This is a genomic window from Candidatus Phytoplasma australasiaticum subsp. ipomoeae (assembly GCF_024425275.1).
In the GTDB taxonomy this organism is placed as follows: Bacteria; Bacillota_I; Bacilli_A; order Acholeplasmatales; family Acholeplasmataceae; genus Phytoplasma; species Phytoplasma australasiaticum.
Genome location: NZ_JALQCV010000011.1, coordinates 1 through 19458 on the forward strand (window position 1 = coordinate 1; position 19458 = coordinate 19458).

Annotated in this window: 12 protein-coding genes and 1 pseudogene; 1 reads left to right on the forward strand and 12 read right to left on the reverse strand. The window is 22.1% G+C overall.

Translation table 11 applies throughout. The features are described from left to right. The 4 genes and pseudogenes from NQK76_RS01930 to NQK76_RS01945 form a co-directional block, all read right to left on the reverse strand. Positions 1–2582: coiled-coil domain-containing protein (locus NQK76_RS01930; protein ID WP_255872698.1), on the reverse strand; the 2582-nt coding region annotated here is incomplete at its 3' end. Between the two features lie 1177 nt (positions 2583–3759). After that, a pseudogene (locus NQK76_RS01935) lies at positions 3760–4035 on the reverse strand (HU family DNA-binding protein). Between the two features lie 1389 nt (positions 4036–5424). Then, positions 5425–6579, reverse strand: a complete 1155-nt coding sequence (locus tag NQK76_RS01940; RefSeq protein ID WP_054598489.1) for a hypothetical protein — start codon at positions 6577–6579, stop codon at positions 5425–5427. A 127-nt stretch (positions 6580–6706) separates the two neighbouring features. Then, positions 6707–7333, reverse strand: coding sequence for a sigma-70 family RNA polymerase sigma factor (locus NQK76_RS01945; RefSeq protein WP_255872699.1), 627 nt, complete (start codon positions 7331–7333; stop codon positions 6707–6709). Positions 7334–8418: 1085 nt separating this feature from the next. Between NQK76_RS01945 and NQK76_RS01950 the strand changes: the two genes are divergently transcribed. Further along, the gene (locus NQK76_RS01950) at positions 8419–9210 is read left to right on the forward strand and encodes a hypothetical protein (protein WP_004994808.1); all 792 of its coding nucleotides are present in this window, start codon (positions 8419–8421) and stop codon (positions 9208–9210) included. A gap of 184 nt (positions 9211–9394) precedes the next feature. Here NQK76_RS01950 and NQK76_RS01955 read toward each other — a convergent pair whose 3' ends face one another. From NQK76_RS01955 to mutM, 8 genes are all read right to left on the reverse strand, one after another. Then, complete coding sequence (locus NQK76_RS01955) at positions 9395–10561, reverse strand: AAA family ATPase (protein ID WP_255872701.1); 1167 nt, start codon at positions 10559–10561, stop codon at positions 9395–9397. 203 nt (positions 10562–10764) lie between these two features. After that, the gene (locus NQK76_RS01960) at positions 10765–11712 is read right to left on the reverse strand and encodes an HD domain-containing protein (RefSeq protein ID WP_004994812.1); all 948 of its coding nucleotides are present in this window, start codon (positions 11710–11712) and stop codon (positions 10765–10767) included. Positions 11713–11801: 89 nt separating this feature from the next. After that, a complete protein-coding gene (locus tag NQK76_RS01965) occupies positions 11802–12731 on the reverse strand; it encodes a CCA tRNA nucleotidyltransferase (protein WP_255872702.1) in 930 nt (309 codons plus the stop codon). 36 nt (positions 12732–12767) lie between these two features. After that, positions 12768–13628 (reverse strand): DegV family protein, encoded by an 861-nt coding sequence (locus NQK76_RS01970; RefSeq protein WP_004994816.1) that lies wholly within the window; start codon positions 13626–13628, stop codon positions 12768–12770. A 157-nt stretch (positions 13629–13785) separates the two neighbouring features. Next, positions 13786–15423, reverse strand: a complete 1638-nt coding sequence (locus tag NQK76_RS01975; RefSeq protein ID WP_255872703.1) for an ATP-binding cassette domain-containing protein — start codon at positions 15421–15423, stop codon at positions 13786–13788. A gap of 67 nt (positions 15424–15490) precedes the next feature. Continuing rightward, the gene (locus NQK76_RS01980; protein WP_255872704.1) at positions 15491–16351 is read right to left on the reverse strand and encodes an ATP-binding protein; all 861 of its coding nucleotides are present in this window, start codon (positions 16349–16351) and stop codon (positions 15491–15493) included. A gap of 964 nt (positions 16352–17315) precedes the next feature. Further along, positions 17316–18539: a DnaD domain protein gene (locus NQK76_RS01985; protein WP_255872705.1), complete on the reverse strand. Its 1224-nt coding sequence runs from the start codon at positions 18537–18539 to the stop codon at positions 17316–17318. Between the two features lie 87 nt (positions 18540–18626). Beyond that, positions 18627–19346, reverse strand: a complete 720-nt coding sequence (gene mutM, locus NQK76_RS01990) for a DNA-formamidopyrimidine glycosylase (protein ID WP_320415240.1) — start codon at positions 19344–19346, stop codon at positions 18627–18629. Between the last annotated feature and the right edge of the window lie 112 nt (positions 19347–19458).

Here is a 19458-nt window from a genome sequence, read left to right on the forward strand (position 1 = left end):
TCAATAGTTTGTTTTTGAGCTTCAATAGTTAGATCTCTATTGTCAATAACTAGAACTCTATCTTCACTACTTTGTTTTTGAGCTTCAATAATTTGATCTCCCTTTTTAATAGTTAGATCTCTATCTTTAATAGTTTGTTTTTGAGCTTCAATAGTTAGATCTCTATTGTCAATAACTAGAACTCTATCTTCACTACTTTGTTTTTGAGCTTCAATAATTTGATCTCCCTTTTTAATAGTTAGATCTCTATCTTCAATAGTTTGTTTTTGAGCTTCAATAGTTAGATCTCTATTGTCAATAACTAGAACTCTATCTTCACTACTTTGTTTTTGAGCTTCAATAATTTGATCTCCCTTTTTAATAGTTAGATCTCTATCTTTAATAGTTTGTTCTCGAGCTTCAATAATTTGATCTTTATCTTTAATAGTTTGTTCTCGAGCTTCAATAATTTGATCTTTATCTTTAATAGTTTGTTCTTGCTTCGTGATTAATTGGTTTTTAGCAGTTTCTAGATCAGTTTTAGCAGTTTCTAGATCAGTTTTATCTTTATTTAATTTTGCAATAGTTTGTTCTTGCTCCGTGATTACTCGGTTTTTAGCAGTTTCTAGATCAATTTTATCTTTATTTAATTTTGCAATAGTTTGTTTTTGAGCTTCAATAGTTAGATCTCTATTTTTAATAGTTTTTTCTTTCTTCGTGATTACTCGGTTTTTAGCAGTTTCTAAATCAATTTTATCTTTATTTAATTTTGCAATAGTTTGTTTTTGAGCTTCAATAGTTAGATCTCTATTATCAATAACTAGAACTCTATCTTCACTACTTTGTTTTTGAGCTTCAATAATTTGATCTCCCTTTTTAATAGTTAGATCTCTATCTTTAATAGTTTGTTCTCGAGCTTCAATAATTTGATCTCTATCTTTAATAGTTTGTTCTCGAGCTTCAATAATTTGATCTTTATCTTTAATAGTTTGTTCTCGAGCTTCAATAATTTGATCTTTATCTTTAATAGTTTGTTCTTGCTTCGTGATTAATTGGTTTTTAGCAGTTTCTAGATCAGTTTTAGCAGTTTCTAGATCAGTTTTATCTTTATTTAATTTTGCAATAGTTTGTTCTTGCTCCGTGATTACTCGGTTTTTATCGGCTAAGTCTTTTTCAGCTTTTTTTTGAATATTACTTAAGTCTTCAGTTGCTTTATTTTGTGCATCTTTTAATTCTTTTTTTTTTTGATTTAATTTTTCTTTTATTTTATCACGCGCGTCCCTTGTATTTTTTAATTCTCTTTGTGTTTGATCTAAATCTATAAGGGCCTGATCTTGTATTTGTTTTATATGTTGTTGTAATTGCATTAATTTTTTTATTGCATCATCTAATTGAATTCTTATAAAAGAAACATACACTGGATCATTTAGAAGTTGATCCATTTCATTTATGTGATTTTCAAAAGTCATTGCATTTGAATTAATATAGTAAATTTGTGGAAAAATTTGTCGATTTAAGACTATATCACATAACTTTAATAATGATTTTTTGTTTTCATATTCTTGGTACAATGATTGTTGAAGATGTTCGATTATTTCATCTTCCTTCTTGTGGGAATGTTTATTAAAAATATTTTGTAGATAAACATCTTCATCTGAAATATATCTTTTAGTTTGAGGCAATATTGGTAATGCTTTTTGTTGTATTGCATCGTAATATTTGGCCAATTGATTTCTTTGTCTAAATTGATTTGCTATTTTTTCTTTTAAAATTAAAATCATTTCTTGTGAAGAAATTTGAGGCTTTATTAACAATATCTTTTTTTCCTCATTATTCATCCAATCCCTAGTATTCATAAAATCATGCTCGAGTAATTGTAATTTCTGATCGTCTTTAAGTTGTTCGTTTAATATAGTTATTCTATATTGTGTTTCTTCTAAAACTGTGTTTACCATCATAATGTAAAATAATATATCTGGCATTTTTTTATTTTTTAAAATTATTTTTATATTTAAATCATCCACACTAATCATTTTATGATTTAATTTTTGTTGCAAAAATAAAACATATTCTTGAAATCTTCGTTCTTTTACGCTAATTTCTGATAATAACTTGGATGCAAGAATGTGGATTGTTTCTTCGTCTGAAAGTTTAGGATCTGTGTGGAGGTGTTTTTGCAGATATCTGTTTTCATCTTCAGGAAGATCATAATAATATAAATTTTTATTAATTTTTATATTCGCATCTTCTTGTGATAATACGTAAGATTTTGCGATTTGATTAAATTCTTGAAATTGATTCAATATTTTTTCTTTTAAAAGTAAAATTATTTCTTTTGAAGACAGATTGGGATCCATTGAAAATATTTTTTTTTTCTCATCAGGTAAAACATTTATATTAATTCTAGGATGTATTATATCAAATATATTAATTTTTAATTTCTCTGAATTATTTATGTTTTTATTAGAAGAAAATAATCTAGTTTTTTTAATATTATTATTGAATTGAAAAAATATTATTAAGAAAAGATTTAATGACAAAAATAAAATAAAAACTGCAATTAATAATTTAATAATTTTATTTTTTAGGTACTTTTCAAACACAATAAAAAACCTTTTTCCGTTAATTTATTTAAATTTTATTAATCTTTTTTTAATTAAAATGCTTTTCATAATTTATTAAAAACATCAAATACAAGAAAATAAATATATTTATTAAATTTAACAAAAAAATAATTTTATATAATTATTAAATTTGAAATTTATTTACAAAATTAAAATCATTTTATAAAAATTTATTTGTTATGATCATAATTTTAAATCAAAAAAAATATCAAAAAAATAAAAAATAATTATAAAATTAATAAAATATTTTAAATAATAGATTATTAAAAATAAGAAATAAAAAATAAAAAAATATTGAATTAATAGATAATTTAATTTATCTATATTAATAATTTATTAATAATTATTTATTAAAAACCGATTTAAATTAAAATTTAATTAAAATAAAAATATAATTATAAATAAAATAAGTATATCAAATTTATAAACACTAAATTAATTTTTAATTTAACAACATGTAATTAATTTTATCAAATATTAATATTTCCGTCAACATTCAAAAAAATTAATAAGATTTAAAATAGTTCCTTTGATTAAGTGAAAATTTAAAAATAAAACATACAAAAAATTATATCTAAAATATCTTTAATTAATGTTTCTAACCATTTTTATGAACCGCTCAAAAAAATATCATATCAAATAAAAAATAAAAATAAAGCTTTTCTTCCCCAATAATTAGAAAAGATGATAAGATATCTTTTTTCATTTGTTTGAAAAAATAATAAAGACCAATTTTAAAATTGGTCTTTATTATTAATTCTTTTCTTTATTTTTTATTCCATGTTACCAATGTAACCTCTTCATTTGGTTGTGTAGCGAATGGGGGAATAGTGCGATTCTTGATAATTTTGTTCACCTTTTAATACCAATTCTTTAGTGTTGCATTGCTTTTTTCATGCTTTTTTGTTCTAATAAAACCTATTTTTTTAGATTTAAAAAACAAACCAAAGATAAGATCTTTTACGAAAAAGATAATATTATTTAAAAAATGAAAAAGTGGTTTAAAACCTGAATAGATGAAGATACTTAAAAAAACAGTAGTCATCATTTCGTATCTATGTTCCGATACTTCGGGATTTTGAAAATCTTTAAAATATCTCCCTAAAAAAAGTAAAAATGGTTAAAAAACTGATCATTTATTTTCTCTTACTTGCAATTATTCTTCAAGGACTAAGGATTTAACTTCTTTTTGTTAAACTACCCGCTACTTTAAAAATAATGGGTGTGGAAGCAGGGATTTTGATTTTTTTTCCTCTTTGTGGATTGCTTCCAATGTAGGCTTTTCGTGATTTTAAGACAAATCTACCAATGGTAGGTGCTAAAATTACTTTTTTATGGGATGCAATTGCTTCGATTAAACACGCTCGAAGGTTTTGTAAAATGTTTCTGTAGCAGTAATGGTAGCTTTATTTGCTTCAGCGATTTTTTTTATTAATTCTTTTTTTTAGTCATATAATTATTTCTCCTTTGGGTTGATTTTTTTTGTAAATTACTATGGTCTTGGAAATAAGTACTACAATAAATTTTTGTTATGGTATCACTCATTATCAACAATTTCCTTTCTTAGAAATAGGTTGATTATTAGGATTAGACGGGAGAATAATAAATGATATGGACTTAAATAAATTAAGAAATATCACCAAAAATATGTTCACAACCAATATAACCCGAAACCGGTTAAAAGAGTGAATATTCCCAAGGGAAAGGATAAAACCAGACCTTTTTTGGAATCTAAACCATGCAAATAGAATCGTTTAAAAAAGCCCTGGAACAATTGATAACTCCCTACTTCGAGAACAACGAATCAAACAAAGATTCAAAGTCATTTACTATCTAATTAAGATTTACATTGAAGGTTTTCGATGTCATTAATCATGATATCCTCCAAAAGATGCTCCACAATTACATCCGCAAGAAAAAAGTACTAAAAAACATTCGATGATGGTTGAAAGCATTGAGAATCCTCTTGTGCATGATAAAATTAATATATTAGGATCGCAGGAAACCGTCAAAGAGTATACTAACAGCTATGATTGAAAAAAGGAGGTAATAGTACAGAACCAAACCCTAGACCATCGGAAACCATTGGAAATCATGAGGACACACAAAACAATTATGCGAGTAATTATCCAATATTTATGGAAAAAACGGTGTGCTTAGAAATTTTCTCGCCCCGTTTGGACGGGGGTCGTTGGTAATAGACAAACCGTATCAATGAAACACCAATAATCTATCAGTATAATATTGATATTTAATTTCAAAAGATGTTAAATACATCCAATAACATAAATTAGTTAAAAAAATAGTTAAAAAATAAATATTATTTTTAATTTAACTTAAAAATAAAATTAAAAAATTAGTTATTATAAAATAATATAATGAAAAATATAAATTTCTAAATAAGATCACTAATTCAATTGAAATCTTTATTTTTAAAACATAAATGATCTAAAATAATAAAACTAAAAATATCAATCCGTTATTATTTTTCCATTATTAATCAAGAAAAAAATTTTAAACAATAAAGACTTTTTTAACAAAAGGGTCTTTTTATTTATATAATATTTTATTTAATAATTGATTAAATCAATATAAATTTATATAAGTACTAAAATACTTTTATAAACTTTCTATAAACATTAATTGAAAAAAAGATAATTTTTAAAGCATCATATTGACAATAAAAAACATTTTTTATTGATTATTTATAGTAAATAAAATTAGATATTAAATTTTACAAAATAACATAATTATTATATAACATGAAAAATAAATCAAAATCATCAATAAATGAAAATTTCTAAATTATGAATATTTTAATTTAATCATTTGAGTTCAAATTTACTTTAACTTTGCTACCATAAATATTTAAATTCATATTAGGCTTCCCTTTTATTTTTGGTTGCAAAAAACTAATCAACATATGGGTAGAATCTAAAATATTTATTTTATCAAGAAAATTAGCATATAATCCAGTTGATAGACTTTTTTGTTCTAATGAAAAAACCTCTAATTGATTAGTCAAATTATTATAATCAAAAGCAAAACCTAATGTTTTTTCAAAATTATAATTCTTTAAATACAAACGAATATTTTTTTGAATATTTTTGGTCGAATCTTGATTTTGTTTTATCATTTCGCAACTTTCTACGATACCTGGTAATAATAAATTACCAATTAATTTACTTGAAATAAATTTAGTTGTTTGACTAAAACAAGTTTTAGTAATTTGTCGGCCTATATTATCTTGAATTTTTTTAATTATTATTTGCTTAATCTTATTTCTAATAACAGAATCATTTTGAATAGTTTGTCGACAAAAATTTTTAATATCGAGGTTTAATTCTGATATTTCTAATTCAGATGCCTCATTAATAAAAATTTCTATATAGGGTATTTTTTCAACTTCATCTTGTAAAAAATTTTTAAATAACTCATGACTCACAGAAAATAAAGATTTGGACATATCACAATTACAAAAGGTTATATCAACATAATAAATTTCATTTAATTGATCAAGATCAAAAAAGAATATACCTTTTTCCGGATAATATTTAATTAAATATTTTAATAATTCATTAATAAAAGCAATTTTATCATCCGAATCGTGAATATATTTATCACTAGCTACTTCTTGAATTGTATCTAATATTTTAAATATTCTACTAAAAGGAAATAACAAATTACTAGTTAAAATAGTAGTATTTTTTATAATTTGTTTAGTATTTGCGAATTCTTGATAAGTTTTACAAGGAAACATTTTCATAGGAAAAATTTTGTAAAAAACATGAGCTTTTTCTGAAAACATATGACCATTTTCATGACGCCAATTAACAGCATAATATTTTAAATTATAATCTTTTTCATAATTATTAATTTCTAAAGCGCATAAATTTAAAAAATCTTTATTAAATAAACAAATAAAAATAATTATAATTATATATATTAAAAATTTATTTAATTTTAATAATTTCATATTTTTTTACTCTCTATACATTCATTTTAACTTTAAAATTTAATATATATATGTGTGTTAAAGATAACATAGCGAAACATCAATAAAAATATCAAATTTTTCAATAATTTTAAACCTATTAACTTTTTTAATTTTTATAAGAAAATTTAAGATATTTTAATTTTCTTTTTAATTTTTGAAGAGCATTTTTTCGTATTTTTTGAACTTTTTTAGGAGACATTTGCAAATATAAAGCTATTTCTCGATAAGAATTTTTTTTATGACATTGAAAATGATTAAAAAAACCAAAACTTAAACCAATAATTTTAAATTCTGATGCATTTAAATTTTGTTTTATTTTTTGAACCCAAAATTCATAATCTACTTGATTTAACCAATTTTGATGAGGATCTAAAGAATAGTTAGCAAAAGAATAATAAATAGTTTCTTGAAAATTAGTATTAACGACATAAGAATTTTTTTGAGGAACAATTGGAATATGACTATGACGAATTAATTCGCGAATTACAAATTTAATAGTTGGCCGTGCATAAGCTATAAAATCATAACCTTGATCTTGATAATAACCTAACGCACGAATTAAACCCAAAAAACCTTCTTGAACCAGATCGGCTTTTGTTAAAATGGAAGGATAATACTTGAATTGATTAACAATTTTATAAACTAAAGGTGTATGAACCTCAATTAATTGATTTCTAATAGATAAATTATTTTTATTTTTTAAAAAGAGTGAAAATAATTTTTTTCTTGGCATATCATTCCTTTCTAAAACATTCTTAAAGTTGATAATAAAACAAAATAAATCTTGAAAATATATTATTAAAATTAACAATTTTATAAAAACGTTCTCACACTCCAAAAAACAAATCTTATTTAGATTAATATAAAAAAACTTTAAATTTCTTCTTATTACATCAATTTCATTAATCAAGATCTTTTTATTATGTTGCAAATAAATATTTACCAATTAAACAAACTTAAATTAAACTTATTTTCTTATAAATTCTCCAATTTATTTAATAATAAGGATATGAAAACATATAACTTATTAAATTTGATTTTTTTTGGTATATAGAAAATATTTTATAACTTTCAGTTGTTCTTTATTTAGTTAGGTAAAAAAGTTTAAAATTTCTTATAAAAATAAAAAAATCAATATTTTTTTTCAAAATATTGATACAATTGTAGATTAAAGTTAAAAAATTTTTTAAACATTAAATTTAAATTTTTATCATTTAAATAAATGAAAAAATTATTAATGATATATAAAAAATTAATTCAAAAATCAAATTTAAATATAAATAGATCTATAAAAAATAACAAAATAACAACAAATAAAGTAATTATCTATAAATAAAAAATATATTAATATTTTGCTATTATATAATAATTATTTTTTTATGTTATAATTAAATTAGATATTTTATATTATTAGAATATTCTAATGATGAAATATCTTAATATTACCTAACTTAAAAAAATGATAATTTAAAATGAAATTTGAAAATTTGAAAAAAATTAAATATAATTATAAAAAATAATTAAAATTTATCTAATAATAATATTTAAAAAAATATTATTAATAATTAAAAAATTTATTTATTGTTTATTGCATATTTTTAAAAATAAAAAAGAAAAGAGAAAGAAATAGCTAATATAAATATTTTAGAAAAAAATCAAAAAAATATTTTATTATTTAAATATTTAATCCTGATAATATTATTTTTAAAATGTTATTTAATTCATATTATTTTAGCTCATTCTTTATCTGCTAATAATCAAAAAAAAAACGATTTACAAACTAAAATTTTCCAATATCGAAGTATTTTAGAGGCAGAATTGAATCAAACACAAAAATTAAAGCAGGAGTTAAAGACATTATCATCAGAAGATGAAGATAAATTAAAAACTTTTTTAGATGATATTCGAGAACAAAACGTATTAAACATCGAAGAAATAGAGAATATTAATCAAAAAGATCTTAAAAATAATATAGACGAATTACTTTTGAAAATTTTAGAAAAACAGGAAAAGATCTATATAACATTAATTAATAAAGTTAAAAAAAATAATTCTCTTATTATGAAGAAAATAGTTAATCAAACAAAAGAAGATGCTGCTAAATTATTAGAAATAAGCCTTTATTTCGCGAATAATAAAGATATAAAATATCAATTAAATAATATCAAATTAGAAATAGAATCTAATAAAAAAAATAGTGCAATTTATTTTCAAACCAAAGGTGAAGAATTTATGTTAGAAGCCGAAACACAACAAAATAATCAAGATTACCTCACTTCTAATTTAAAATATGATCGCGCTAAATATAATTTCGAAAAATCTATTGATCAACTTAATGATATAAAAGGTCAAATTAATTTAATATTCCATCAAATATTAATTCCTAAAACTAATTTGCCTGAAATTGAAATTAAAAATTCTTCTGAATATATTACTCTTGATGAAAATAATAATACTATTAATAACGATTTGAAATATTGGAAACCTACTTTAATAGTTTTTATGATTACCAATTGTTTAATTATTATACATTTTGCATACAAATTAATTATTTATAAAATGTATAAAATAACTAAACCTAATTTAAATATGAATAAATTTCAAGTTTGATTAAAAAATATAAAAATTTAAAATAATAAAAGCTGTTTGCAATAAACAGCTTTTTTTATTTAACTAAATGTTAGCAAATAACTAAAATAATTTTTTTAAATAAATACATATCGATTTATTGAAATTTATTTTAGTTATTTTTAATTTTAATTTATAAAATATAAAATTTTTAAAAATATTTTATTTAACTTTGTTGATTTTTTAATTCTTGTTCCACTTGGTTTAATATTGTTAAGTCTGTATCGGTAACAATAATTCTACTATAAGCTTCTTTTAAATCATCAATATCAACAGTTTCTTTGCTATCATCATCATTACTAGCTTTTTTAGTAGCAAAATTCATAGCAGCAGATTTCATTAAATTTTCTAAAGTACGATTAGTTTTTAAAAAATCATAATTTTTAGTTGTATCTATTCTTTCTAAAGCTTCATTAATTACTTCATACAAAAAATTTTTTGCTTCCAAACTATATGGATTTTTAAGTTTTTGTTCCATTAAAAACTCTAAAAATTTTCGACGTTCTTTTTTATTACCAGGATTAACCTGTATAGAATAAGTAAAACGAGATTTAATAGCATCATCGATTTGCATAAAATTATTAGTTGCTCCTAAAATAAAAATAGGATGTTCTGGATCATTTTCCACAGAAGTCAATTCTGTTTTAAATTGATTAACAATATTCATAATTTCTGCATCTCCAGATAAACGTTCTAATTTACAAAAAATAGTTTCGCATTCATCTATAAAAAGAATTACTCCAGGATATTTTTTAGATATTTTACGTACATCCCTAAACAAATTCCTAATCATTTGCACAGCTTGTCCTCTATATTTTTTAGAAAAAATAGAAGCACTAACTTCAAAAAAAGGTAATTGCGTTTCTTTAGCTATAGCTCTAGCAAAAGTAGTTTTTCCTGTTCCAGGGGTACCATATAACAAAATACCCGAAGGAGGGTCAATTAGACCAAGGTTTTTAAATTTTTCAGGTTTTTTTACATATAAAATAAATGAATTAGCTATTCTCTTTTCGCTCTCAAAACCTGATAAAGTTGCAAAATCAGGGAAATTATCACTATTAGTAGGATAAAAAGTTTCTGATATGTCAGAATCATTAACTAAATTATAATAATTTTGTAAATCTTGTGACGATGTATCACTCTTTAATTTTCTTAAATAAAAATTATTATTAAAAATAAAAATTAAAGATATAAGAGCCATAATCAATAATAAAAAATCTATAATCAATCGCATTATTATAAATAATCTTGTTTTTTTTAATAATTTTTGCCTTTTAGCTTCTGATAATTTTAGCACTTTATCATCAGATAAATTTTTTGTTTGCTCTTCCAACTGAATACTCCTTCAAAATATTAAAGATAAAATACAATAATAAAAAACTCTTTTTATAAACTATAAAAATATTTTTAATAATTAATTATTTATTAAATAAAAAATTTTTGATAAATTAAAGCTAAATTAAATAAAAACAAACCTTTTTAATCCACAATATAAATTTTAATTTTTTTTATTAATTAAAACAATATAAATGCAATTTATAAATTATGTTTATATAAAGATTTTTTATCAAAAACTGCTAAAGGTTCTGAAAAACTACCTTCAGAAGTTTTAGCAAACATTTCCCCTAAAGAAGTTAGTTTTGCATCTATATTATCTAAATGCCATAATAAAAATGCTTCTCCTGTTTGAGGAATTTTTAAAGCTCCATATTCTAACAAACCATGATGAGAAATTAATAAATGTTTTAATAATAATATTTCTTCTGTATCCTGAATATTCAATAAAAAAGCTTCTTCATGAACATAATTAACAGATAAAACTAAATGCCCTAATAAAACACCTTCTTTAGTATATTCTTTTTTTGCAAAATTAAATTCTTTAACTTTAAACATATCATGTAAAATAATTCCTGCATATAATAAATCTAAATTTAAAAAATTATATCTTTCGACTAAATTTAAAGTAATTTGCAACATATTAGTAGTATGATAAGCTAATCCACCATAATAATTATGATGCATTTTAAAAGCAGCAGGTGAAATTAAAAAAGGTATTCTATATTTATTATACAAAATAGTTGTAATTTTCTTCAAATTAGAATTATTAATTGCAGCGATATATTTATTAATTAAAAAATCAGCTTTATCAAAAGATAAAGGTGCACATGTAAAAAAACAAGAATAAATTTGATAAATTTGTTCTAAATTCAAAATATTCTCAATTAAACTTACATTTTCGCAATTCCAGTAATATTTATTTTGTTTTAAATATTTAATGACTTCAAAAATATAAATTTTTTCTGTCATTAATGTTAGATTTATATTTTCTATTTTAATATTAATATATTCATTTTCCGTTAATAAAACATCTACATTATAAAAATTATCACCTTTATTAATATTAGTAATTTTCCCAAAAATTTGATATTTTTTGCCTATTTCAGCATTCTTTAAAATTTGTAATTGGTTTTTTTTATAAATCATACTTTTTTAAACTCATTTTTTATTATTATTTAATCTATTATTATGTAATAAAATTTTTAAAAAGAAATCCATTCGCACAAAAAAATAATTTAACATAAACCTGTTTTTAAAAATTTTTTTTGTAAATTTTCTAATTCAAATTTATTTAAATTTGATAAACATTGATATTTTTGCTTTAATAATGTCACTGATTTAATAATGTTCATTTTTTGACAATAAGTCAAAGGAAAATCATAAATTACTTGATAATTTAAATAAACAGCAATTACTAAAAAAAAATCTGCATCAATATTTTCTAATTTATGCTCAATAAAAAATAATATTCCGGTAATTAAACTTTTAAAATAATTAATAGCTTTAGTATACAATAAATAATTAAAAGCTACATTAACAAAATTTTGTTTTAAAATTTTATTGAATTCTTTAAATACCAGATAAACTGGTAATTTACTTATCAAAAAAATATTATCTTTCAAAACTTTTTCCGCATTTTCTTCTACAGAAAAATTTAATTTCGCTTTAAAATAAAAAATTCTTAACATCCTTAAAGGGTCTTCGGTTAACTTTTGATAAGGATTACCTATAATACGAATAATTTTATTATTTAAATCTTTAATTCCGCCCACATAATCGAAGATTTTATCATCTTCATCTAACAAAAGTCCATTAATTGTAAAATCGCGTCTCTGTAAATCATCCTTTATATGTTGAATAAAAATTATACATGAAGGATGCCTAAAATCTAAATATGCAGCTTCTTTGCGATAAGTAGTAATTTCAAAATAATTATTTTCAAAATAAATTTTGACAGATCCATAACGAATTCTTCTTTTTGGTATATCAAAAATTTCACAAACATCTTCAGGTAAAAGGTTAGTAGTAATATCTACATCTGTAATAGGTTTTTTTAATAAAAAATCTCGAACAGCTCCTCCTACTACAAATGCTTCTGCTTTATTTTTTTTTAATATTTTTAAAATTTTTTTAGCTTTATCCATATATAATTTAAAATTTAACATATCTTATTTACACCCATGATTAAAACACATTCTGAATCAAGAAGGCAGAATGATTAATCCCACACCAAGTACATTATTCCCTACATGAGCTCCTATTACCGGAGTAATAGTAACTTCTAAAATATCATTAATATTTAACTTTTTTTTTAAAGTTTCTATTAATTTATTTTTCATTAAAGGCTGCCCTGAAGTTAAAACATGTAATAAAAATTTTTGATTTTTCGCGTATTGCTGAACATCTTTGATAATACAATCAAAAGCTTTTTCTAAAGTAAAAACTTTTTTAATCATTGTAATAACACCAGGAGATTCTAATTTTAAAATAGGTTTAATGTGAAAAATTCTTCCTAAAAAACCTTTAGTAGTGCTTAAGCGACCACTTTTAATTAAACGATTTAACGAATCTACTATAAAAAAAATTTTATTATTTTGGCGTAATTTTGTTAAATATTCTATAACTTTTGAAACCTCACAATTTTCCGAAAACATACGTTCAGCTTGTAAAGCGCAATAAGCTTCACAAAAACCAATACTTTGAGTATCAAAAACTATAACTTCTATTTCAGAAGCAACTATTTTGCTAGCAGATAAAATACTATTATAACTACCGCTTAATTTACTTGATAAAGTGGTGACAAAAATTTTTTTATATCCTAAACGAGCTATTTGACGAAAATATTCAACTATTTCTCCTATAGGTGGTTGAGAAGTGGTAGCAATTATACGAGGATTCTTAGTTAAAGCTTCATAAAACTGATCTGCAGTTAAATTTTCACCATCTCGATATTCTTGATTATTTAAAAAAATTTGTAATCTAAGTAAACCAATATCATGTTTTTGAGGAAAATAATCTAAACAACTAGTGGAAGTACTGATTACCTTAATAATTTTATTCATATGAAATTAAAATCCTTTAATAAAAATAAATTAATAACTCAATTTTTACTAAAAATATATTTTAAAATATTGAGTTATTATTTAAATGTTTAAAAATCAAATTTATGTTTGATTAAAAAATAAATTATTTATCATTAATCATAAAAATTTATTTATTTTAAATTTTATTATCTTTTTTAAGCATCATTAAAGGTTTTTCTTTGTTTAATTTATTAGAATATAGAACAGTATATAAAAACCATACAAATGCTAAACAAAAAATAAATAATCCTACAAAACCAATTATATCGCGATAATTAGGTGATAACGAAAAAAATCCACTGGAACATAAATTACTATCAAATAATGCATGCGCGAATACATTTTGATAAACTTGTTGACTTAATTTTATTAATGATTCTTTTTGTTCAAAATAACTCATGTGTTTCAAACCTGGAATCAATTTTCTATCTACAAACACAGAATAATAATTAAAGTCATTATTCGGAACTGCGTTAATCACTTTTTGAACCAGGAAAAACAATATTTGTTGTGTAAGCGCAAATAAACCCATAAAACAAGCAAACAAATATAATAATATTTTATTAATAGTTCGTTTATTAGCGCCTAAAGAACGACTAATACCTACAGTACGATAAAAAATCATAAATTGAAGCTTTACAAACGATTTGGCTGTAACATAAATATACCAAGGCAGTACTAAATATTTTAGTAATGCAAATATGAATCCAATTATACCAGTTGACCAAAACGATAAAACTTCTGCATCAAATTCCAAATATAAAATCTTAAACAATGATAACTTGTACCAAATTATTTTTGATAAAAAATTATTTGATACTAATGCCAAGCGACAGATTATAAAAATTAGCGCATTAACAATTAGCATAAACATATTTCTTCTCAAATGAGCTTTAGTTAAACTTTTACCAATACGATAAACTTCTTTCAAAGGTAAATCAGAAGAAATAGATCTAACATCTAACAAATGATCATTTTTAAATAATATAGAAGATTCATTAATTTTAGAAACAAAATATTTTTTTTCAAAATTATTAACATAAGATAATATATCTAAATCTTCCGATGTAGAATTTACAGATGTATCGGAATTTTGATTGTTTTTACGAACTAAAAAGTCTTTCATAGTACCTTTATTTATTTTAATAATAATATCAGCATATTTAGTAGCTAATACAATATCATGCGTTACTACAACGACCAATTTCTCTTCAGAAATCTCTTTTAATTTTTTAAAAACTAAAATACTAGTTTCCGCATCTAAATTACCTGTCGGTTCATCAGCTATTAACAAATTATTATTTTTAATCAAACTTCTAATTATATTAGCGCGTTGTAATTGTCCACCAGATAATTCAAAAGGTTTTTTCTTTAACAAACCAATAGATAAATCAAAATATTTAAATAATTCTCGAATTTGCTTATGAAGTTCTTCATTAACGACGCGTTTTTGTAATTTAATGGCTAAAAGTAGATTTTCCAAAATAGTTAATTCATTAATAAAATATGAATCTTGCGTGATATTAGAAACCATACCATTTCTATAATTAGCCATTTCAGAATCAGAAAAAGTAGATAAATCTTCTTGAGCTACTATAATATTACCAAAACTTACTTTTTCTAAGCCTGATAAAAGATTGCATAAACTGGTTTTTCCTGAACCTGATTTACCTGATAAAAAAACAAATCCGCGACTAGGCAAATTAAAAGAAATATCTTCTAAAATTGTTTCATCGTCAGACGATGTTAAATTAACATCTATAAAACGAATCATATTATTCTTAATCTCCTTTATTTTTATTAAATTGATATATAAAATTATTATTCATATTTTTGTAAATTTATGTCAATGAAAATTTATTTTTAGTAATATTAACTGAAAAATCATATAATAAAGTAGATTTTTGAATTAAATTAATGATTTTAGCAGCTTTAGTAGTATTAATCAAATCTGTATTTAATTGTAAAGTGTCTTTTAAATCATTTTGATTCAAAATACTACTAAAAAAAACAGGCAATTTATATTCGTAACGATAACTTAATAAAGGTATAAAAATGTCATCTCTAAAAAAAGTATTCATATTTTCTAAACCAAAATCATCTAAAATTAAAAACGGAATTTTTTTTAAATGATTTACTTTATCTTCTATAATATCTTGAGTCCAAAGAAATTTAAATTGTCTAACCAAATCAGACATTACAATAAATAAAAAAGGAATGTGACATTGCAATAACATTTTAGCTAATACCTTTAACATAAAAGTTTTTCCTGAATCGAAAGGACCATAAATATATAAACCCTTATTATTTTTAATATTAAAATCAGGAGAATTATATTGTTCTATTAGCGATTTCATATACTGGAAAATACTTTTTTGTATTTTAGAAATAGGTTTTATTTTTTTAACATCTATATTAGATAAATCTAATTCTTGATTAAATAAAATGTTTTTTTGTTGCAAATTACTTTGCCAATCTATTTGTCTAGTTTTCGTAGTTTCTTGCCAAGCTACATGAAGATAAGGTCTTTCTTTTAAAACCAATTTATATCCAAAAGGATTTGGCTTATCTTTTTTATTTAAATAATTAAAAACAATAATTAAATCTTCGTCTTTAATTTGTAAATGTTTCGTTTCGGGATGATTTTTAATATAATTTTTAATTTTTTGTAAATCAAAATTTGATTCTTCTAATGAATCCATAATAACTCCTAAATAAAAATTTAAATATTTTTAAAATTTAAATTTTTATAAAACTAAACAATAAAAAATTGAATTTTTTATTCTAAATTAGAATAAATATAAATTAATCATTTCCTCATTTCATTAATTATTAGTAATTGCCAGTAATTGCCACTTTTTTAATAAAACAGACTAACAATTTACCTAAAATCTACAATTTATTTATTAATATTATTCGCTATTTTGTAGCTTATAAATAAATTATTACTGAATTTATTATATCATGTTTTCTAGTGACTATTTATTTTTTAATGATAAATTAAAACAGATATTAAAGTAAAATTTGAATAATAAATTGTGATCTTTTTGTCCGACTAACTTTGTGTCACCACTAATTAGTTGTTTATCCTTATCATTCTATATTGATGTTATGTATTTGTTGATTAAATAAAGGTCATTGACTTATTTATGGTGGTATTGTTTAATTTTTAGGATTTCCAATACCGTATATAGTTTTTAACTATCAATATTCCCATTCGACATTCCTTATGGACCGTGATATGATTGAACGTTTGATAGTAGTTGTTGAGTTATATTATTAATCCAGCGTTTTAAGTTCTGGTTGAACATTTAATGAACAATCTTGAATGATATTCAATGTTCGCCAAAGTTTAGTTTCTGGATCAAAAATAGTTGTTGACATAAACACCAATTCCCTTATTGATAATCATTGAATAAACAATAAATTACTGACTTCTTTTGCCCTATAAAGGTCGTTAACCTTCATCTTGGGAGGGCGATTAACTTAATTATTCCAAATTAAGTTTTACTCCTCCGACTACTAAAAAGTCGCTTTATCCTTGAGCCTAATGACTTTTATTTCATTATTAGTTAATTTAATAATTTACATAATTATCCGAATTGTTTCAATAAGGTATGGATATTTTCATAATTTATATACAACTTATGAAAATACTGATCATAATTAATGCAAATTTTTCATAAAATCATCTAACCATTTAGGTAAAGCAACCTCTTTACGAGAGGAATTAAATTTATTAATATGATTTGTTAATTCTGCTGTTAAATAATTATAAGCTGTTTCTGTAGAAACAATACCTCTTTTTAACCACGATTTTAAAACAGTATTACAATAATTATAAGATAAAACAAAATGAATATCATGATTTTTCTTTTTACAAATATACATTAGCAAAGCATTAATAACTCCGATATCTACATTTTTATTATTTTGAATTAACATAAATAAATCATGATTTAATCTTTTATGCATATTAATATTTTTTCCAAAACTTTTAATAATATTAATAGGATGCGACCTTTTTAAGCATAAAATCATTTCATTTTTTTCTTGTTGATAATCAGTAGCATCAATGATTTTAATATTTTGTTGAGTTTTTACATTTTGTTCATATAAATAGTCTTTTAAAATATTTAAATCAATATTTTGATTATAATTATGACGAAAAAGTTTTTGATATAAAATAGCCATTTCTTTAGGTTTCAACATATAAACAAAGCCTAAAGTAACAATATAATCAATATTTTCGTTTTCCAATAAAAAGGGTTTTTTAAAGCGCTCAGACAAATTACTCAAAAACATTTCATAATCAAAAAATTTTTTAAATACAACCAAATGTTTAGGCGGCATTGTAACATTATCGGATGAATAATGATTATACAATGAAGAATGATCAATAGCAATTTTATTAACTCCATAAATATCTACAAAATTTTTACTTATATTTTGAAAATTTTCAGGTATTATAGGAGACTTATTTAATAATAATTTTTGCAAACAATGATAATAATTACCTACTTCACTTAAAAAAAAGTGACTTAACAAAGGATCTTTAAAAAAATTATGAACCTGAACCGGAGAATAAATTATATAAATGATATCTTTATTTTCATTAGAATAAGTTTCTAATAAACGAAGAGCTTCTAATTTATATTTATTTTTTTTAAAAGTTTTCTGATCTACATTCAATAAATCAAATAACATTTGATGCGTAATATTAAAATTATTATCAAAATTATTTTTACTTTCGTTTAAAAAATATAAAATATTATATAAAGAGATAGCGATAGTTCCGATTAAAGGTTGATATAATAAATTAAGTACTTTATAATCTTCTAAAGACAATTTATTAAAACAATAAATTTTAATTATATTTGAATTAATCATTATTTGTAACCTTCCTTAAATGTTACCGCAAATGCCTTATCAAAATTAAAATAAATAATAATTTGATCGAATATTATATATATTTATTTATTTTAATTGACAAAAAGAACAAAAATAAGAACTACGACCATTAATTTTAATTTTTTGAATTAATTTGTTGCACCTGCAACAATTGTCTTTATCTTTTCTATATACCAAAAGTTTCTTTTGAAAATTACCTTTAATCCCTAAAGCTTCAAAAGTGTTAGTAGTCGTAGCGCCATCTTCAATAGAAGCTTTTAAAATATTTTGAGCATGTTTCAAAATAGACCTAACCTTTTCTAAACTTAAACGAAAAGAAGGTGTATTAGGATGAATACAAGCTAAAAACAAAATTTCACTAGCATAAATATTTCCAATGCCAGAAATAATACTTTGATCCAATAAAACCTGCTTTATAACTCTAGTAGTTTTCTGCAATTTATGATAAAAATCATTTAATGATATTTCAAAAGGATCTGCAGCTAACTTGACCAAAGGACTTTTAATCAAATATTCATTATAATTATAAACCAAAAAACGTCCAAATTTTCGAGTATCGTAATATCGCATAACTATATCGTTATCTAACCACAATCTCCAATATTCATGTTTATCAATAGTATTGCACATATAAATAGGATTTAAATTAATTTTACCTTCCATACGTAAATGGCCAATTAAAACTAAATCATTACTTAAAAAAAAGATTAAATATTTACCTTTACGCTTAACTTTTAAAAAAAATTGATTTTTAATTTGATTAAAGCATTCTTTATCGGGATAGATTAACTCGGTTTAGAAAGTGCATTGATAATTTAACTTTCATATTCGCAATTAGCCCCCCACAGAACCGGACAAGCAAGTTTCCAAGCATCCGGCGCCTAATATCTGATTACAG

Coding starts and splice junctions, on each gene's coding strand:
- NQK76_RS01960 (WP_004994812.1), bottom strand. CDS start 11,712: ATGATTTATAAAAAAAACCAATTACAAATTTTAAAGAATGCTGAAATA.
- NQK76_RS01975 (WP_255872703.1), bottom strand. CDS start 15,423: ATGATTCGTTTTATAGATGTTAATTTAACATCGTCTGACGATGAAACA.
- NQK76_RS01970 (WP_004994816.1), bottom strand. CDS start 13,628: ATGAATAAAATTATTAAGGTAATCAGTACTTCCACTAGTTGTTTAGAT.
- NQK76_RS01940 (WP_054598489.1), bottom strand. CDS start 6,579: ATGAAATTATTAAAATTAAATAAATTTTTAATATATATAATTATAATT.
- NQK76_RS01980 (WP_255872704.1), bottom strand. CDS start 16,351: ATGGATTCATTAGAAGAATCAAATTTTGATTTACAAAAAATTAAAAAT.
- NQK76_RS01985 (WP_255872705.1), bottom strand. CDS start 18,539: ATGATTAATTCAAATATAATTAAAATTTATTGTTTTAATAAATTGTCT.
- NQK76_RS01965 (WP_255872702.1), bottom strand. CDS start 12,731: ATGTTAAATTTTAAATTATATATGGATAAAGCTAAAAAAATTTTAAAA.
- NQK76_RS01945 (WP_255872699.1), bottom strand. CDS start 7,333: ATGCCAAGAAAAAAATTATTTTCACTCTTTTTAAAAAATAAAAATAAT.